Origin of the sequence: Sphingomonas sp. Leaf343 (genome assembly GCF_001423765.1) — a bacterium.
Lineage (GTDB): Bacteria > Pseudomonadota > Alphaproteobacteria > Sphingomonadales > Sphingomonadaceae > Sphingomonas.
Genome location: NZ_LMPG01000012.1, coordinates 142,896 through 159,296 on the forward strand (window position 1 = coordinate 142,896; position 16,401 = coordinate 159,296).

Sequence of the window (16,401 nt, forward strand, 5' to 3'; positions counted from 1 at the left end):
TTAGAACTCCAATCCGGCTTCGCGCGCGGCGTCAGCCAGCGCCTTGACGCGGCCGTGATAGAGGAAGCCGCCGCGATCGAAGACGACCTGCGTCACGCCGGCCGCCAGTGCTGCCTCCGCAACGCGCTTGCCCACCGCCGTGGCGGCCGAGATGTTCGCGCCCGACTCGTCGCGCGCGGTCAGCGTCGACGCCGCGGCGACCGTGTGCCCCACCGCATCGTCGATCACCTGGGCATACATGTGCTTGCCCGAACGATGCACCGACAGACGCGGGCGGCTGCCCGAACGCGCACGGAGCGCGGTGCGGTTGCGCCGACGGCGCTTCTCGAAAAGAGAGAGACCCTTGGTCATTACTTCTTCTTCCCTTCCTTGCGGAAGATGAACTCGCCGTCGTACTTGATACCCTTGCCCTTGTACGGCTCGGGCTTGCGCCAGCGGCGGATTTCGGCGGCCAGCTGGCCGACCTTCTGCTTGTCGGCGCCCGAGATCTCGACCGTCGTATTGTCGGGCGTCTTGACCTCAAGACCCTCCGGCACGGCGATGTCGACGTCATGGCTGTAGCCGAGCTGCAGCTTCAGGTTGCGACCCTGCGCGGCGGCACGATAGCCGACGCCGGTGATGAGCAGCTTCTTGGTGAAGCCCTCGGTCACGCCGGTGACGAGGTTCGCGACCAGCGTACGCTGCATGCCCCAGAAGGCCCGCGCCTGCTTGGTGTCGTTCGCCGGCTGCACCGAGATGCTGCCGTCCTCGACCGAGTAGCTGATCTCGTCGCGCATCGCGAGGGTCAGGGTGCCCTTGGGACCCTTTACGCTCATCGTCTTGCCTTCGATGCTGGCGGTCACGCCGGCCGGAACCGGGATCGCCTTCTTGCCGATGCGGCTCATCAGAACACCTCCGCGAGCACTTCGCCGCCGACGTTCTGCTCGCGCGCTTCCGCGTCGGACAGGACGCCGTTCGGCGTGGAGACGATGGTGATGCCCAGGCCGTTCATCACCCGCGGCAGCTCCTGGCTGCCGGAGTAGACTCGACGACCGGGCTTCGAAACGCGCGCGACGTGCTTGATCGCGGGCTGACCCTCGAAATATTTGAGCTCGATGCGCACGCCGGCGGCGGGGCCCATCTGCTCTTCGGAATAGCCGCGGATATAGCCTTCGCGCTGCAGCACGTCGAGGACGCGCACGCGCAGCTTGGACGCGGGCGACAGGACGGAGTCCTTCTTCGCGCGCTGGCCATTGCGGATGCGGGTGAGCAGGTCACCCAGGGGATCGGTCACTGCCATGATAAATCCTTACCAGCTCGACTTCGTGACGCCGGGGATCAGGCCCTTGTTGGCCAGATCGCGCAGCTGGATACGGCAAAGCCGGAACTTGCGGTAATAGGCGCGCGGGCGACCGGTCGTCTCGCAGCGATTGCGGATGCGGGTCGGGTTCGCGTTGCGCGGCAGTTCCGCCATCTTGAGGCGCGCGATGAGACGCTCGGTCTCGTCGAGCGATTGGTCGTTGGCCGTAGCCTTCAGCTTCGCGAGCTTCGGGGCATACTGCTTCACGAGCTTCTTGCGACGCTCGTTCTTGTTGATCGAACTCAGTTTCGCCATTGGACTTAAGCTCTTCCTTGGATGCCCTCCCCCGCCGAGGCGGAGGGAGGGGGTAGATGTCAGGCCGCCTGCTTCTCTTCGGCGGCTTCCTCGATCGGGAACGGGAACCCGAACAGACGGAGCAGCTCGCGCGCCTCGTCGTCCGTCTTCGCCGTGGTAGTGACGATCACGTCCATGCCGCGCACCTTGTCGATGCGGTCATAGTTGATCTCGGGGAAGATGATCTGCTCTTTGATACCGCAGGCATAGTTGCCGCGACCATCGAAGCTCTTTGGGTTCAGCCCGCGGAAATCGCGAACGCGCGGCAGCGCGATCGTGATGAAGCGGTCGAGGAACTCGTACATGCGCTCACGACGAAGGGTGACCTTCACGCCGATCGGCATCCCCTCGCGCAGCTTGAACTGCGCGATCGACTTCTTCGCCTTGGTGATGACGGGCTTCTGACCGGCGATCAACTCCATCTCGGACGCGGCCTGATCGACCCGCTTCTTGTCCTGAGTGGCTTCACCCACGCCCATGTTCAGCACGATCTTCTCGATCCGCGGAATCTCGAGCGCGTTCTTGTACCCGAACTTCTCGGTCATCGCCGCGACGATACGATCGTCGTAGATGCCCTTCATCCGGGGCTTGTAGCTCACATCAGCCATCGATCTTGTCCCCCGTCTTCACGGCCACGCGGACCTTCTTGCCGTCCTGCGTCTCGAAACGGACGCGGGTCGGCTTGCCGTCGGCGGTCACGTGCGCGACCTTGCAGACGTGAAGCGGCGCTTCCTTCGTGACCTTGCCGCCCTGCGGGTCGGCCTGGGTCGGCTTGGTGTGACGAACGACGGTGTTGATACCCTCGACCACGACCTTGCCGTCCTTCGGCATCGACAGGGTGACCGTGCCGGTCTTGCCCTTGTCCTTGCCGGACAGGACGACGACGCGGTCGCCCTTCTTGATCTTCGCGGCGGCCATTACAGCACCTCGGGCGCGAGAGAGATGATCTTCATGTGCTTCTTGCCACGCAGCTCGCGCACGACCGGGCCGAAGATACGGGTGCCGATGGGCTCCTCGTTCTTGTTGACCAGAACGGCGGCATTGCCGTCGAAGCGGATGGTCGAGCCATCGGCACGGTGGATGTCCTTGGCGGTGCGGACGATGACGGCGCGATGCACGTCACCCTTCTTCACCTTGCCGCGGGGCTGTGCTTCCTTGATGCTGACGACGATGATGTCGCCGACCGATGCCGTGCGACGCTTCGAGCCGCCCAACACCTTGATGCACTGCACCCGCTTCGCGCCGCTGTTGTCAGCGACGTCGAGATTGGACTGCATCTGGATCATGGATCCGTATCCCTTCTCTTCATCTGGGGCCGATTGCTGACCGGCACCCGCCTAAAACAATGACCCCCGGCACGGGCGCGGCCCGAACCAGGGGGAGCGGTCCGATAACCGCCCCGCGGGGAAAAAGCAACGCCCCTTCCCCGCCGTCGCCCCGGTCTGAACCAGGGGCTTCGAATCACATCCGAACCTTTTGCGATCCCGGCATCTACCGGATGACGCCGGGTTCAGGCGTCGACGTCGACCCGCTCGGGCGTCGCGTGCGTATTGACGCGATCGAGCACCTTCCAGGTCTTCAGCTTGGAGATCGGAGCGACCTCCTCGATCCGGACCGTCTCACCCTGCTTGTACTCGTTGCTCTCGTCGTGAGCATGGTACTTCTTGGAGCGACGGATGATCTTTCCGTAGAGCGGGTGCTTGACCTTGCGCTCGACGTTCACAACCACGGTCTTGTCGCCCTTGTCGGAGACGATCAGGCCGGTCAGCACGCGCTTTGGCATGTGCCTAAATCCTTACTTGGCCGACGCAGCGGCGGAGCGCTGGGCCTGCATGGTCTTGATGCGCGCGATGTCGCGACGGACCTCGCGGACGCGGCTCGGCTTCTCGAGCTGGTTCGTCGCCGCCTGAAAGCGGAGGTTGAACTGCTCGCGCTTCAACTGGCCGAGGCTCTCGCCGAGCTGGTCGTCGGACTGGCCGGTGAAATCGGTCTTGGCCATGATTACTCGCCTCCGAGGTGCGAGGTGTCGCCCAGACGGGCAACGACCTTGGTCTTGATGGGGAGCTTCATGGCGGCGCGCTCGAACGCCTCGGCGGCGATCTTGCCCTCGACACCGTCGAGCTCGAACAGGATCCGGCCCGGCTTCACGCGGGCGGCCCAGAACTCCGGCGAACCCTTGCCCGAGCCCATGCGGACTTCGGCCGGCTTCGACGAGACCGGAACGTCCGGGAAGATGCGGATCCACAAACGCCCCTGGCGCTTGATATGACGCGTGATCGCGCGGCGAGCCGCCTCGATCTGGCGTGCGGTGATCCGCTCCGGCTCCATCGCCTTCAGGCCATAGGCGCCGAAGTTCAGGCTGGTGCCACCCTTGGCGTCGCCATGGATGCGGCCCTTGAAGGCCTTGCGGAATTTGGTGCGCTTTGGCTGCAACATGTCGTGTCAGTCCTTAACGACGGTCGTCGCGCGCCGGGCGCACGCCGGAGGTCTGAGCCTCCATCATGAGCCGGTCGGTCGCCATCGGGTCGTGGCCGAGGATCTCGCCCTTGAACACCCACACCTTGACGCCGCAGACGCCGTACGACGTGTGCGCCGTGGCTTCGGCATAATCGATGTTCGCGCGCAGCGTGTGCAGCGGAACGCGGCCTTCACGGTAGCTCTCGGACCGTGCGATTTCCGCACCGCCAAGGCGGCCGCCGCAATACACCCGGATACCATCGGCACCCAGGCGCATCGCCGACTGCACCGCACGCTTCATCGCCCGGCGGAACGCGATACGGCGCTCCAGCTGATCGGCGATGCCCTGCGCGACGAGCCGGGCGTCCACCTCGGGCTTGCGGATCTCGACGATGTTGAGCGAGACGTCGGACGAGGTCATCGCCCCGATCGTCTTGCGCAACTTCTCGATATCCGTGCCCTTCTTGCCGATGATGACACCGGGGCGGGCGGCGAAGATCGAGATGCGGCACAGCTTGGCCGGACGCTCGATCACCACCTTGGAGATCGCGGCCTGCGGCAGCGTCTTCATGATGTACTGGCGGATCTTCAGATCCTCCAGCAGCAGACGCCCATAGTCCGCACCCTCGGCGAACCAGCGGCTGTCCCAGGTGCGGTTGATCTGCAACCGCATCCCGATCGGATTGCTCTTGTGACCCATTACGCTTCTTCCTGCTCGCGCACGACGATGCGCAGACGGCTGAACGGCTTCAGGATGCGGGTGGACTTGCCACGGCCGCGGGTCGCGAAGCGCTTCATGGTGATCGACTTGCCGACCGACGCCTCGGCGACGACGAGGGCGTCGACGTCGAGGTTGTGGTTGTTCTCCGCATTGGCGATGGCCGAAGCCAGAACCTTGCGCGCGTCGACCGCCATACCCTTCGTGGAGAAGGCCAGGATGTTCATCGCGTCCGACGCCTTGCGGCCACGGATGAGACCGGCGACCAGGTTCAGCTTCTGCGCCGAGCCGCGAATCTGCGTGCCGACGGAGAGGGCTTCCTTCTCGCCGACCTTGCGGGGGGAGACTGGCTTGCTCATCAGCGCTTGCCCTTCTTGTCGGCGGCATGACCGGGGAAGTAGCGCGTCGGCGCGAACTCACCCAGCTTCATGCCGACCATGTCCTCGTTGACCGATACCGGCACGAACTTGCGGCCATTGTAGACGTTGAACGTCAGACCGACGAACGACGGCAGGATGGTGGAACGACGCGACCAGGTCTTGATCGGCGCACGGCCACCGGCATCCTGCGCGGTTTCCGCCTTCTTCAGAAGGCTCAGTTCGACGAACGGGCCCTTCCAGACTGAACGAGCCATGAGTTAGCCCTTCCTCTTCGTCGAATGACGCGACCGGATAATCATCTTGTCGGTCGACTTGTTGTGACGGGTGCGCGCACCCTTCGTCGGCTTGCCCCAGGGCGTAACCGGATGACGGCCACCCGAGGTCCGGCCTTCGCCACCGCCGTGCGGATGGTCGACCGGGTTCTTGGCGACGCCGCGGGTCAGCGGACGCTTGCCCATCCAGCGCGAACGCCCGGCCTTGCCGAGGTTCTGGTTCTGGTTGTCCGGGTTCGACACCGCGCCGACCGTCGCCATGCACTCGCCGTGGATGTAACGCTGCTCGCCGGAGTTCAGGCGGACGATCACCATGCCGCGATCGCGACCCACGACCTGCACATAGGTGCCGGCCGAACGGGCGATCTGGCCACCCTTCATCGGCTTCATCTCCACATTGTGGACGATGGTGCCGACCGGGACCTGACCCAGCTCCATGGCGTTGCCCGGCTTCACGTCGGTCTTCTTCGCCGCGAGCACCTTGTCACCGACCGCCAGACGCTGGGGTGCGATGATGTAGGCCTGCTCGCCATCGGCGTAACTGACGAGCGCGATGAACGCCGTGCGGTTAGGATCGTACTCCAGCCGCTCGACCGTGCCCTCGGCGTCCCACTTGCGACGCTTGAAGTCGATGTAGCGGTACTTCTGCTTGTGACCGCCAGCGATGCCGCGGCTGGTGACGTGGCCCTTGTTGTTGCGGCCACCGGTCTTGTTCTTGCCCTCGACGAGCGCCTTGACCGGCTTGCCCTTCCAGAGCTGCGACTTGTCGACGAGAATCAGGCCGCGGCGGGCCGGACTCGTCGGGTTGTACTGCTTGAGTGCCATGATCCCTTAGACCCCCGTCGTCACGTCGATCGACTGACCGTCGGCGAGCGTGACGATCGCCTTCTTCACGTCGGACTTCGTGTAGGGCACGCCCTTCCACTTCTTGGTCTTGCCCTTCTGGACGATCGTGTTCACACCAAGAACCTTGACGTTGAACAGCGCCTCGACGGCCGCCTTGATCTCGGGCTTGCTCGCATCGCGAGCGACCTTGAACACGACCGCGTTCTGCTCGCTGAGCAGAGTCGTCTTCTCGGTGATGTGCGGCGCGACGATTACGTCATAGTGACGGTTGTCGATCGCGGCTTTCTGCGGCTTAGCCATTGAAGCGCGCCTCCAGCTTCTCGACCGCGGCGCGCGTGAGCACCAGCGTGTCTGCCTTGATGATGTCGTAGACGTTGGCGCCGGCGGCCGGCAGCACGTCCACTTCGTGAAGGTTGCCGGCGGCAAGTGCGAAGCTCGTCTCGACGGCATCGCCATCGATGACCAGCGCGCGCTTGCCCCAACCGAGCTTCGCGAGATCGCCCTTCAGCGTCTTGGTCTTGTTACCCTCGACCGAGAGGCTGTCCATGACGAACAACGAGCCGGCCCTGGCATGGCTCGACAGCGCCATCTTCAGACCCAGCATCCGCACCTTCTTATTGAGGCCCGGATTAAAATCCCGGACGCGAGCGCCGTGAGCCTTACCACCGCCGATGAAGACGGGAGCGCGGCGATCGCCGTGACGCGCCGTACCGCCACCTTTCTGGCGGCCGAACTTCTTCCCGGTGCGCGCAACATCGGCGCGCTCGCGGGTGCCGCGGGCGGTGCCGCGACGCTTTTCCAACTGCCAGGTGACGACACGGTGCAGGATGTCGGCGCGCGGATCGAGGCCGAAGACCTCGTCGTTGAGCTCGATGTCCTGAGCGTCGGTACCGGCGAAGGACTTGACGGTGACCTTCACTTCTTAGCCCTCCTGGCCGGTGGATGCTTCCGGCGCGGGTGCGGCGTCAGCGTTGTTGTTGGCGGCAGTCTTCAGACCGGCAGGCATCGGCGCATCGGCATGGCGCGCGGTCTTCACCGCGTCCTTCACGAACAGCCAACCACCCTTCGACCCGGGCACGGAGCCCTTCACGAAGATCAAGCCACGCTCTACATCGGTCGAGACGATCTCGAGGTTCTGCTGGGTGCGATACTTATCACCCATATGGCCGGCCATCTTCTTGTTCTTGAAGACGCGACCCGGATCCTGACGCTGACCGGTCGAACCGAGCGAGCGATGCGACACCGAGACACCGTGCGTCGCGCGCAGACCACCGAAATTCCAGCGCTTCATGCCGCCAGCGAAGCCCTTGCCCTGCGTACGACCCTGAATGTCGACGAGCTGGCCCGCCACAAAGTGATCCGCCGCAAGCTCAGAACCGACGTCGAGAAGGTTGTCCTCGGTCACACGGAACTCTGCGAGGATCGCCTTTGGCTCGACCTCGGCCTTGCCGAAGTGGCCGCGCTGCGGCTTGGCGACGTTTTTGGCCTTCGCGACGCCAGCACCAAGCTGAACGGCCGTGTAGCCATCGGTATCAGTTTCGCGACGGGAAACGACCTGAAGCCCTTCGAGCTGCAGGACGGTGACAGGCACGTGGCGGCCGTCGTCCTGAAACAGGCGGGTCATCCCCAACTTCTTCGCGATCACGCCGGTACGCATGATCCATACTCCTCACAGAGGCACCGGAGGACCATTCCTTCGGTGCGTGCCGGACCCGTCGAAGAAACCCTCGACGGAATTCCTAACCCGGAAATGCAAAGCGAGCCCCCCGTCCCGGGCTGGTGTTCCTGCGCTTTCCCGAAAGGAAGGCTATAGGAACGGACGGGAGACGCTGTCCCGGCAACCGAAGCTGCCGGCGGTATCTCACACATCAACGTTGCGGGACGAGTCGTCGACCGCAACGAGGATGAACGCGCTTAGGCGAGCTTGATCTCTACGTCAACGCCCGCCGCAAGGTCGAGCTTCATCAAAGCGTCGACGGTCTGCGGAGTCGGCTGTACGATGTCGAGCATGCGCTTGTAGGTGCGGACCTCGAACTGCTCGCGCGACTTCTTGTCGATGTGCGGGCCACGGTTGACCGTGAACTTTTCGATGCGCGTCGGAAGCGGAATCGGACCGCGAATGAGCGCGCCGGTGCGGCGGGCCGTGTCGGCGATGTCGCCGGTCGCCTGATCGAGCACGCGATGGTCGAACGCCTTCAGACGAATGCGGATGTTGCTGTCCATGATCCCTACCGATGCGAAAGAGCGGGGCGCCTCATGCGATCGTCACCGGCCGGACGCCGGACGACAGCCGCATGGCCGCCTCTTGCTGGTTGATACGTCGAATATGTCGAGCCGGCGGTGGAACCCGCCCTGCCCCGCGAACGGAGCCTCTACTAAAAGCGAACGGCCGACCCCGGTTATCCGGAGCCGGCCGCTTGCAAGGCGCTAGCCTATATTACTTGGTGATGGCGCTGACAACCCCGGCACCGACCGTGCGTCCACCCTCGCGGATGGTGAAACGCTGGCCGATGTCCATAGCGATCGGCGCGATCAGCTTGATGCCGAGCGAGACGTTGTCGCCAGGCATGACCATCTCCGTGCCCTCGGGCAGCTCAACGGTGCCAGTCACGTCCGTCGTACGGAAGTAGAATTGCGGACGATAGTTGGCGAAGAACGGCGTATGACGGCCACCCTCTTCCTTCGACAGCACGTACACTTCCGACGAGAAGTCGGTGTGCGGCTTGATCGAGCCGGGCTTGCAGAGAACCTGGCCACGCTCGACCTCGTCACGAGCGACGCCGCGGATCAGCGCGCCGACATTGTCGCCGGCTTGACCCTGGTCGAGCAATTTGCGGAACATCTCGACACCGGTGACGGTGGTCTTGCGAACTTCCGGGTGGATGCCGACGATCTCGACTTCCTCACCGACCTTGACGATGCCCGTCTCGACGCGGCCCGTGACGACCGTACCGCGACCCGAAATCGAGAACACGTCCTCGATCGGCATCATGAAGGGCTTGTCGAGCGGACGCTCCGGCTGCGGAATGTAATCGTCGACGGCGGCCATCAGCTCAAGCACGGCGTCCTTGCCGAACTTGTCGTTCGAACCGGACAGCGCGCAGGTCGCCGAGCCCTTGATGATTGGAATATCGTCACCTGGGAATTCGTACGAGCTCAGCAGCTCACGGATTTCCAGCTCGACCAGCTCGAGGATTTCCTCATCGTCGACCAGATCGACCTTGTTCATGAATACGACCATCGCCGGCACGCCAACCTGGCGGGCGAGCAGGATGTGCTCGCGGGTCTGCGGCATCGGGCCGTCGGTAGCCGACACGACCAGGATCGCGCCATCCATCTGAGCGGCGCCCGTGATCATGTTCTTCACATAATCGGCGTGGCCCGGACAATCGACGTGCGCGTAGTGGCGGTTCGTCGTCTCGTACTCGACGTGCGCCGTCGAGATCGTGATGCCGCGCTCACGCTCTTCCGGAGCCTTGTCGATGTTGGCGAAGTCGACCGCGGTGCCGCCGGTCGTCTCTGCCAGCACCTTCGTGATCGCTGCCGTCAGCGAGGTCTTGCCATGGTCGACGTGACCGATGGTGCCGATGTTGAGGTGCGGCTTGTTCCGCTCGAATTTCGCCTTTGCCATTTCTTCCTACCTTCTGATTCGAATCCGCTGCCGCATCCGGTGCACCGCGAACGCGGCCCCATAGCGACTGTTTTCGGGTTGCGCCAGCCCGGCGCGGAACGGGACTCCGCTCCGCGCCCGATCGGCGATTAGGCCAGCTTCGCCTTGATCTCGTCAGCGACGTTGGTCGGAACCTCGTCATAGTGCGAGAACTGCATCGAATACTGCGCGCGACCCTGCGTGAACGAGCGCAGCTGATTGACGTAGCCGAACATGTTGGCCAGCGGGACCATCGCCTCGACCGTCTGCGCATTGCCACGGCTGTCGGTGCCCTGGATCTGGCCACGACGGCTGTTCATGTCACCGATGACGTCGCCAAGATAATCTTCCGGGGTGACGACCTCGACCTTCATGATCGGCTCGAGCAGCTTGATACCGGCCTTCTGAGCGGCTTCGCGCATCGCACCGCGGGCGCAGATCTCGAACGCCAGGGCCGACGAGTCGACGTCGTGGTACGCACCATCGTACAGGTGAACCTCAAAATCGATGATCGGGAAACCGATAAGCGATCCCGACTCTGCGGTTTCCCGCATGCCCTTCTCGACGGAGGGGATGTACTCCTTCGGGATGTTGCCGCCCTTGACCTCGTCGAAGAACTGGAAGCCCGTACCACGCTCGCCGGGAACCACGGTCAGCTTGACGCGACCGAACTGACCCGAGCCACCTGACTGCTTCTTGTGGGTGTAGTCGATATCGACCTTCTTCGCGAGATATTCGCGATAGGCAACCTGCGGCGCACCGACGTTCGCCTCGACCTTGAACTCGCGCTTCATGCGATCGACCAAGATCTCGAGATGAAGCTCGCCCATACCCTTGATGATGGTCTGACCCGACTCGGGGTCCGACGAAACGCGGAACGAGGGATCCTCGCGCGCGAGACGATTGAGAGCAACGCCCATCTTCTCCTGATCGGCCTTGGTCTTGGGCTCCACCGACAGCTCGATAACGGGCTCGGGGAACTCCATCCGCTCCAGGATGATCGGATCGCTGATCGCACACAGGGTGTCACCCGTGGTCGTATCCTTCAGCCCCGCCAGCGCGACGATGTCGCCTGCGAACGCTTCCTGAATGTCCTCGCGGCTGTTCGCATGCATCAACAGCATGCGACCAACCTTTTCCTTCTTGTCCTTGACGGAGTTTGTCACCTGCGACGCCGCCTCGAGCTTGCCCGAATAGATGCGGGCGAAGGTCAGCGTGCCGACGAACGGATCGTTCATGATCTTGAACGCCAGTGCCGAGAACGGCTCGCTGTCCGACGACGGACGCTCGTCCGGTGTCACGCCGTCGAGCTTCAGACCCTGAATGGCGGGAACATCGAGCGGCGAAGGCAGATAATCGACCACGGCGTCGAGCAGGGGCTGCACGCCCTTGTTCTTGAACGCCGAGCCGCACACCACGGGCACGAACGCCATGCTGAGCGTACCCTTGCGGATCAGCTTCTTGAGGTCGGCCACGCTCGGCTCGTTGCCTTCGAGATACGCCTCCATCAGGTCGTCGTCCTGCTCGACGGCCATCTCGATCAGGTCGCTGCGATACTTCGCAGCTTTCTCGGCCATGTCGGCGGGGATGTCCTGATATTCGAACTTCGCACCCAGGCTCTCTTCGAGCCAGATGATCGCGCGGTTCTCGACCAGGTCGACTAGACCCTTGAAGCCGCCTTCCATGCCGATCGGCAGGTACAGAACCGCCGGGCGCGCGCCGAGGCGCTCGATGATCGAGTTGACGCAAAAGTAGAAATCGGCGCCGGTGCGATCGAGCTTGTTGACGAAGCACATGCGCGGCACGCCGTACTTGTCGGCCTGACGCCACACGGTCTCCGACTGCGGCTCGACGCCGGCAACGCCGTCGAAGCATGCGACCGCACCGTCGAGGACGCGCAGCGAACGCTCGACTTCGATCGTGAAGTCGACGTGGCCGGGCGTGTCGATGATATTGATGCGATGCTCGGGGCCTTTGCCCTCCTCGGCCGACCAGAAGCACGTCGTCGCAGCGGACGTGATCGTGATCCCGCGCTCCTGCTCCTGCTCCATCCAGTCCATCGTCGCCGTGCCTTCATGCACTTCGCCGATCTTGTAGGACTTGCCGGTGTAATAGAGGATGCGCTCCGTCGTCGTCGTCTTACCGGCGTCGATGTGCGCCATGATACCGATGTTGCGATAGCGATCGAGCGGATGGCTGCGGGCCATGATCGTGGTTTCCTTAGCGATGTGGGGAGCGCAGCTTCCGCCGGCTCCCCACGATATAGGTTAGAGATCTGGAGCTTCCAAGCCTACCAGAGTCGCCTTACCAGCGGTAGTGCGAGAAGGCGCGGTTGGCTTCGGCCATGCGATGCGTGTCTTCGCGCTTCTTCACCGCGTTGCCGCGGTTGTTCGAAGCGTCGAGAAGCTCACCCGACAGACGCGCCGCCATCGTGTTTTCGCTACGGGCACGCGCCGCAGAGATCAGCCAGCGGATCGCCAGCGCCTGAGCGCGCTCCGGACGAACCTCGACGGGAACCTGGTAGGTCGCACCACCAACGCGGCGTGAGCGCACTTCGATGCCCGGCTTGATGTTGTTCAACGCATCATGAAAAACACCGATCGGCTCACGCTTGGCGCGCTGCTCGACGGTTTCCATGGCACCGTACACGATCAGCTCGGCCACAGACTTCTTGCCGTCGTACATGACGGAATTCATGAATTTGGAGAGAACCTCATCACCGTATTTCGGATCGGGCAGGATGATGCGCTTCTCTGGGCGACGACGACGTGCCATTTTAAAAACCTTTCAAACTTCAGCCTGATGGTCGAGCCCCGCTGAGGAGCCGACCGGCTTACTTCGGACGCTTGGCGCCGTACTTGGAGCGGGACTGGCGACGATCCTTGACACCCTGCGTATCGAGCACGCCGCGCAGGACGTGGTAGCGAACGCCGGGAAGATCGCGCACACGACCACCACGGATCAGGACCACCGAGTGCTCCTGAAGGTTGTGGCCCTCGCCCGGAATGTAGCTGATGACTTCGCGCTGGTTGGTCAGGCGGACCTTGGCCACCTTGCGCAGCGCCGAATTCGGCTTCTTCGGGGTCGTCGTATAGACACGAGTGCAGACGCCGCGCTTCTGCGGGTTCTGTTCCATCGCAGGGACCTTGGACTTGGCCTTCTGCGGATCGCGGCCCTTGCGGACCAGCTGGTTGATCGTGGGCATTGAAGCCTTCACCTCTTGACTGGGTTACTTTGCTGGAGCCGTCACAGCACCTAAGAATACAAAAAGGGGCATAGGTGAACTGCGCCACCCGGCCCGCGATCCGCATCCAGCAATGTTCAAGCCTCCCTCGGAAATCCGATGGACGCGGTTGGCCCTATACGAGCCGCACCTCCGTTGGTCAACGGACTCTCTCCGACTGCCCTGACACGGCGAGATACGAAGCCTTAACCATGTTGGAGCACGATCACGCGCATGAGTACCCCTGCCGTAGCGAATATCCGACCCATCCCGCCCTCGGGGTTCGCCCGGCATCTGCCGATGATGGCGAGCGGCGTCGCTCTATACCTCATGCTCTGGCCGATCATGACCAGCGATGTCGAGGGAAGCTTCACCCCCTGGCTGGAGCATATCGCCGCTACCGGGGCATTGCGGGCATTTTCGGCGCCCTTTGGCGATTATGCGCCGCCCTATCTGTACGTGCTTGCGCTCGCGGCGCCGCTCCTCGGGATGGTGCCCTCCGACACGATCGTCAAGCTGGTGTCACTCGCCGGGACGCTGATGCTCGCGGTATCCGTCTGGCGACTGCTGCGAGCGATGGACGCGCCAAATCCTGAGCGACATGCGCTATATGCATTGTTGCTGCCCGGCGTGCTGATGAACACCGCGCTGATGGCACAATGCGACGCGCTGTATGCTGCGCCGACCATCATGGCGGTGACGGCAGCATGGCAGCGTCGGCACCGGTCGATGTTCCTGTGGTGCGGACTGGCGGTGGCTGTGAAATTACAGGCAATCCTGATCGCCCCCTTCTTTCTGGCGGTCGCTATCCAGCGGCGCATACCACTGCAATGGTGGCTGCTTGCACCACTTGCACTGATCCTGGCCAATCTGCCCGCCGCCCTCGCCGGCTGGCCAATCGGCGATTTGGCGATGGTCTATTTCAAGAGGACGACCTTCTATCCGGAACTGTCTCGAAACGCTCCCAACATTTGGGCGATCGTGCAGGTCCTGCCCGGCATAGACCCGATTGCGACAGCACGGATCGCCGACGCCGTGGCGATTGCGGCGTCCGCACTTTATCTCTGGTGGGTCCTGCGCCGCCCTTTGCTCGGCCGGCGTCTCGTTGCGGCAGCTGCGCTTGCACCGATGGTGACCGCAGGACTCCTCCCGCATATGCACGAGCGCTTCTTCTACGTCGCCGACGTGCTGATTTTCGTTTGGGCGATCACCGGCACCGTTCGCGACCGCTGCACCGCAGCGCTGGTACAAACCGGGTCTTTCCTCGGTATCATGGCCTATGGTAATGGCACCGAGAAACTTGCGATGCTGGGTGCTCTTGCAATGTTGGAAGCGACGCGGCAAACAGCGGGTTCACTCGCACCTACCCACTTGCCCCCTTTGGTGGGAGGGGGTAGGGTTGGGGTGTAGGGGTGTAGCTCAGTTGGTTAGAGCGTCGGTCTCCAAAACCGAAGGCCCTCGGTTCGAGTCCGAGCTCCCCTGCCATATTCGCCCAGAGTCGTAGCCGGAGCCGTACCGGCGGGTGGTCGTTTGTCGCGGCCCGGTTTTCCCCCGATGAATCCGGCGAATGTCGGCGAGATCGCGGCGGGATACAGCGGCCACGTGCCAGCGGCATCCCGACCATGACCCGGACCATGACAGTCTGGCGCGGGACCGGCGAGCGGCAAGGCGGCTGCGTATCCCGGCCGGCTCCCTGCGCTGACATATGGCGCCGCCCCGTGTCAGGATCGGGTTTGCGCGCGCGAGGGCGCCTCTCTTCCCCCACCCCTCCGGCGATCGTCAGTCCAGCGTGACCGTGTCCCCCGGCCGGGACGCGGTGAAGCGGCGGGCAAGTTCGGGGCGGAGGCGAGGGAGGTTCGAGGACAGGGCTTCGGGGCCGGTGCGTTGCACCGCGTCGCGCAGGCAGTGCGCCCGGATCAGGCAGCGCACGGTGCCCCGCTCGGTCGTCGCATCGAAGGCGAGATCGGCCCCCGCCCAGCGGGCACTTTCAAGATTAGCGCTCCAGTACAACGACTTACGCCCCACTCCTTGCGTTCCGGCATCATGCGGGACGATACCGGTCGGGCGCAATCGCGATCTGCGGCGATGATATCCTACGTTCCCGACGACCCCCGAAAGCTGATCTGTCTTTATATGAAAATCGGGAAGTCCGGCCGGGCGGCCAGTTCCTGCATCCGCGCCCAGTTCAGCCGTCGGTCGGTGCGTTCGTAGACGATGTAGAGCCGCGGCCGGTCAGCCGGATCGACCTCCATCGCCCGCGACAGCATCTCGCAAAGCTGCCCGCGCCCCAGCAGTTCACTGCGCACTCCGCGTTTGGCGGATGCCCGACACAGGCATACGCCCGCCCACCAATCCAGCTTCGGCATCCGTTACTTTTCAGTCCATTACGGTTCTTTCCTGAGCGATAGGGACGGTGTTCACGGGAAGCGATGGCCGAGTCGCGGCCATTGTTTCAATTCGGGACAATCATCCCCTGCTCCATCAAGGTCGCGTCCCGAGCCAGTACCCGCGACCGACGACCGGCCCCCGCGGATACGCGATCCGATTTCACTGGACCGACCGCCCCGGACGATCGCGCTGGCGAGACGCCCCCTGCCCGTGCCACCATTGCGGCACCACCCTATGTGCGGGATTACGCCATGCCCTTCGCGAAATGCTTTGTCCGCCTCGCCGTCATCATCGCCTGCATCGCGCCCGCGACGGCCGGGGCGCTGTCACCCCCGCAAGCGACCTCCGACACTGCCCGCTCCGACCCTGCCCGCGCGCCCGATCCCCGGACCGCGATCTACGAACTGCGGACCTATTATCCCGCACCGGGCAAGCTGGCCGCGCTGAACGCCCGGTTTCGCGAGCACACGCTGGCGCTGTTCGCGCGCCACGGCATGACCAACGTGGCGTACTGGAACGAGGCTCCGTCACCGGAGGCGCCGGACGGACGCGTCATCTACGTCCTGGCCTACCCCGACCGGGCGGCGCGCGACGCGGCGTGGAAGGCGTTCGGCAGCGATCCCGAATGGCGCGCCATCGCGGCGGCGTCGGAGGCCAACGGCAAGCTGGTCGCGAAGGTCGACAGCGTGTTCATGACGATGACCGATTATTCGCCGCCGCTGTCCCTGAAGCGACGATGACGGGGGCGGTCGGCGAGGCGATCCGCGAATAGCGCCCCGTCGCCGTCACGGGCCGGCGTCATGGCGGGAACAGCGTGGTCGAACACGGTAAAGGC

26 protein-coding genes and 1 tRNA gene are annotated in these 16,401 nt (G+C 63.8%); 3 read left to right on the plus strand and 24 right to left on the minus strand.

Annotation, left to right across the window (positions count from 1 at the left end):
• From rplR to rpsL, 22 genes are all read right to left on the minus strand, one after another.
• Complete coding sequence (gene rplR, locus ASG07_RS10165; protein ID WP_055845497.1) at positions 1-351, minus strand: 50S ribosomal protein L18; 351 nt, start codon at positions 349-351, stop codon at positions 1-3.
• A complete protein-coding gene (gene rplF / locus ASG07_RS10170) occupies positions 351-884 on the minus strand; it encodes a 50S ribosomal protein L6 (protein ID WP_055845501.1) in 534 nt (177 codons plus the stop codon). The genes rplR and rplF overlap by 1 nt, the downstream gene beginning before the upstream one ends.
• The gene (rpsH, locus tag ASG07_RS10175; RefSeq protein WP_055845506.1) at positions 884-1,279 is read right to left on the minus strand and encodes a 30S ribosomal protein S8; all 396 of its coding nucleotides are present in this window, start codon (positions 1,277-1,279) and stop codon (positions 884-886) included. Before rpsH ends, rplF begins: the two co-directional genes overlap by 1 nt.
• A gap of 9 nt (positions 1,280-1,288) precedes the next feature.
• A complete protein-coding gene (gene rpsN, locus ASG07_RS10180; protein WP_055845511.1) occupies positions 1,289-1,594 on the minus strand; it encodes a 30S ribosomal protein S14 in 306 nt (101 codons plus the stop codon).
• 59 nt (positions 1,595-1,653) lie between these two features.
• Positions 1,654-2,241 carry a 50S ribosomal protein L5 gene (rplE, locus tag ASG07_RS10185; RefSeq protein ID WP_055845514.1) on the minus strand — a complete coding sequence of 196 codons (588 nt, stop codon included), beginning with the start codon at positions 2,239-2,241 and terminating at the stop codon, positions 1,654-1,656.
• Complete coding sequence (gene rplX / locus ASG07_RS10190) at positions 2,234-2,551, minus strand: 50S ribosomal protein L24 (RefSeq protein ID WP_055845517.1); 318 nt, start codon at positions 2,549-2,551, stop codon at positions 2,234-2,236. The genes rplE and rplX overlap by 8 nt, the downstream gene beginning before the upstream one ends.
• Positions 2,551-2,919 carry a 50S ribosomal protein L14 gene (gene rplN, locus ASG07_RS10195; RefSeq protein ID WP_017979484.1) on the minus strand — a complete coding sequence of 123 codons (369 nt, stop codon included), beginning with the start codon at positions 2,917-2,919 and terminating at the stop codon, positions 2,551-2,553. The genes rplX and rplN overlap by 1 nt, the downstream gene beginning before the upstream one ends.
• 224 nt (positions 2,920-3,143) lie before the next feature.
• On the minus strand, positions 3,144-3,416 hold the full coding sequence (gene rpsQ, locus ASG07_RS10200) for a 30S ribosomal protein S17 (protein ID WP_055845520.1): 273 nt from the start codon (positions 3,414-3,416) through the stop codon (positions 3,144-3,146).
• Between the two features lie 12 nt (positions 3,417-3,428).
• The gene (rpmC, locus tag ASG07_RS10205) at positions 3,429-3,632 is read right to left on the minus strand and encodes a 50S ribosomal protein L29 (protein WP_055845523.1); all 204 of its coding nucleotides are present in this window, start codon (positions 3,630-3,632) and stop codon (positions 3,429-3,431) included.
• Positions 3,633-3,634: 2 nt separating this feature from the next.
• Entirely contained in the window at positions 3,635-4,069 is a 435-nt protein-coding gene (gene rplP / locus ASG07_RS10210; RefSeq protein ID WP_055845527.1) for a 50S ribosomal protein L16, read from the minus strand.
• A gap of 13 nt (positions 4,070-4,082) precedes the next feature.
• Positions 4,083-4,790 carry a 30S ribosomal protein S3 gene (rpsC, locus tag ASG07_RS10215; RefSeq protein WP_055845529.1) on the minus strand — a complete coding sequence of 236 codons (708 nt, stop codon included), beginning with the start codon at positions 4,788-4,790 and terminating at the stop codon, positions 4,083-4,085.
• Positions 4,790-5,167 carry a 50S ribosomal protein L22 gene (rplV, locus tag ASG07_RS10220; protein WP_055845534.1) on the minus strand — a complete coding sequence of 126 codons (378 nt, stop codon included), beginning with the start codon at positions 5,165-5,167 and terminating at the stop codon, positions 4,790-4,792. The genes rpsC and rplV overlap by 1 nt, the downstream gene beginning before the upstream one ends.
• A complete protein-coding gene (gene rpsS / locus ASG07_RS10225) occupies positions 5,167-5,442 on the minus strand; it encodes a 30S ribosomal protein S19 (protein ID WP_017979490.1) in 276 nt (91 codons plus the stop codon). Before rpsS ends, rplV begins: the two co-directional genes overlap by 1 nt.
• Positions 5,443-5,445: 3 nt before the next feature.
• Positions 5,446-6,285 carry a 50S ribosomal protein L2 gene (gene rplB / locus ASG07_RS10230; RefSeq protein ID WP_055845538.1) on the minus strand — a complete coding sequence of 280 codons (840 nt, stop codon included), beginning with the start codon at positions 6,283-6,285 and terminating at the stop codon, positions 5,446-5,448.
• Positions 6,286-6,291: 6 nt separating this feature from the next.
• Positions 6,292-6,606 (minus strand): 50S ribosomal protein L23, encoded by a 315-nt coding sequence (locus ASG07_RS10235; protein ID WP_055845541.1) that lies wholly within the window; start codon positions 6,604-6,606, stop codon positions 6,292-6,294.
• Positions 6,599-7,225, minus strand: a complete 627-nt coding sequence (gene rplD, locus ASG07_RS10240; protein ID WP_055845544.1) for a 50S ribosomal protein L4 — start codon at positions 7,223-7,225, stop codon at positions 6,599-6,601. The genes ASG07_RS10235 and rplD overlap by 8 nt, the downstream gene beginning before the upstream one ends.
• A gap of 3 nt (positions 7,226-7,228) precedes the next feature.
• Entirely contained in the window at positions 7,229-7,963 is a 735-nt protein-coding gene (gene rplC / locus ASG07_RS10245; RefSeq protein WP_055845547.1) for a 50S ribosomal protein L3, read from the minus strand.
• A 257-nt stretch (positions 7,964-8,220) separates the two neighbouring features.
• A complete protein-coding gene (rpsJ, locus tag ASG07_RS10250; RefSeq protein WP_007406109.1) occupies positions 8,221-8,529 on the minus strand; it encodes a 30S ribosomal protein S10 in 309 nt (102 codons plus the stop codon).
• A 214-nt stretch (positions 8,530-8,743) separates the two neighbouring features.
• Positions 8,744-9,937 (minus strand): elongation factor Tu, encoded by a 1,194-nt coding sequence (gene tuf / locus ASG07_RS10255; protein WP_055845552.1) that lies wholly within the window; start codon positions 9,935-9,937, stop codon positions 8,744-8,746.
• A gap of 128 nt (positions 9,938-10,065) precedes the next feature.
• On the minus strand, positions 10,066-12,162 hold the full coding sequence (fusA, locus tag ASG07_RS10260; protein ID WP_055845554.1) for an elongation factor G: 2,097 nt from the start codon (positions 12,160-12,162) through the stop codon (positions 10,066-10,068).
• A 97-nt stretch (positions 12,163-12,259) separates the two neighbouring features.
• Positions 12,260-12,730: a 30S ribosomal protein S7 gene (gene rpsG, locus ASG07_RS10265; RefSeq protein WP_055845558.1), complete on the minus strand. Its 471-nt coding sequence runs from the start codon at positions 12,728-12,730 to the stop codon at positions 12,260-12,262.
• Between the two features lie 58 nt (positions 12,731-12,788).
• On the minus strand, positions 12,789-13,160 hold the full coding sequence (gene rpsL, locus ASG07_RS10270) for a 30S ribosomal protein S12 (RefSeq protein ID WP_019516007.1): 372 nt from the start codon (positions 13,158-13,160) through the stop codon (positions 12,789-12,791).
• 318 nt (positions 13,161-13,478) lie between these two features.
• Between rpsL and ASG07_RS10275 the strand changes: the two genes are divergently transcribed.
• Both ASG07_RS10275 and ASG07_RS10280 read left to right on the plus strand, forming a co-directional pair.
• Positions 13,479-14,588 carry a hypothetical protein gene (locus ASG07_RS10275; protein WP_055845561.1) on the plus strand — a complete coding sequence of 370 codons (1,110 nt, stop codon included), beginning with the start codon at positions 13,479-13,481 and terminating at the stop codon, positions 14,586-14,588.
• A tRNA-Trp gene (locus ASG07_RS10280) sits at positions 14,587-14,663 on the plus strand. Before ASG07_RS10275 ends, ASG07_RS10280 begins: the two co-directional genes overlap by 2 nt.
• Before the next feature lie 294 nt (positions 14,664-14,957).
• Here the strand turns inward: ASG07_RS10280 and ASG07_RS10285 are convergent.
• Positions 14,958-15,188, minus strand: coding sequence for a hypothetical protein (locus ASG07_RS10285; RefSeq protein ID WP_156361822.1), 231 nt, complete (start codon positions 15,186-15,188; stop codon positions 14,958-14,960).
• A gap of 119 nt (positions 15,189-15,307) precedes the next feature.
• Positions 15,308-15,484, minus strand: coding sequence for a hypothetical protein (locus ASG07_RS17220; RefSeq protein ID WP_168377337.1), 177 nt, complete (start codon positions 15,482-15,484; stop codon positions 15,308-15,310).
• Positions 15,485-15,817: 333 nt separating this feature from the next.
• Here ASG07_RS17220 and ASG07_RS10290 point away from each other — a divergent pair, with 333 nt between their 5' ends.
• Positions 15,818-16,306 carry an NIPSNAP family protein gene (locus ASG07_RS10290; protein ID WP_082474711.1) on the plus strand — a complete coding sequence of 163 codons (489 nt, stop codon included), beginning with the start codon at positions 15,818-15,820 and terminating at the stop codon, positions 16,304-16,306.
• The last annotated feature ends 95 nt before the right edge of the window (positions 16,307-16,401 follow it).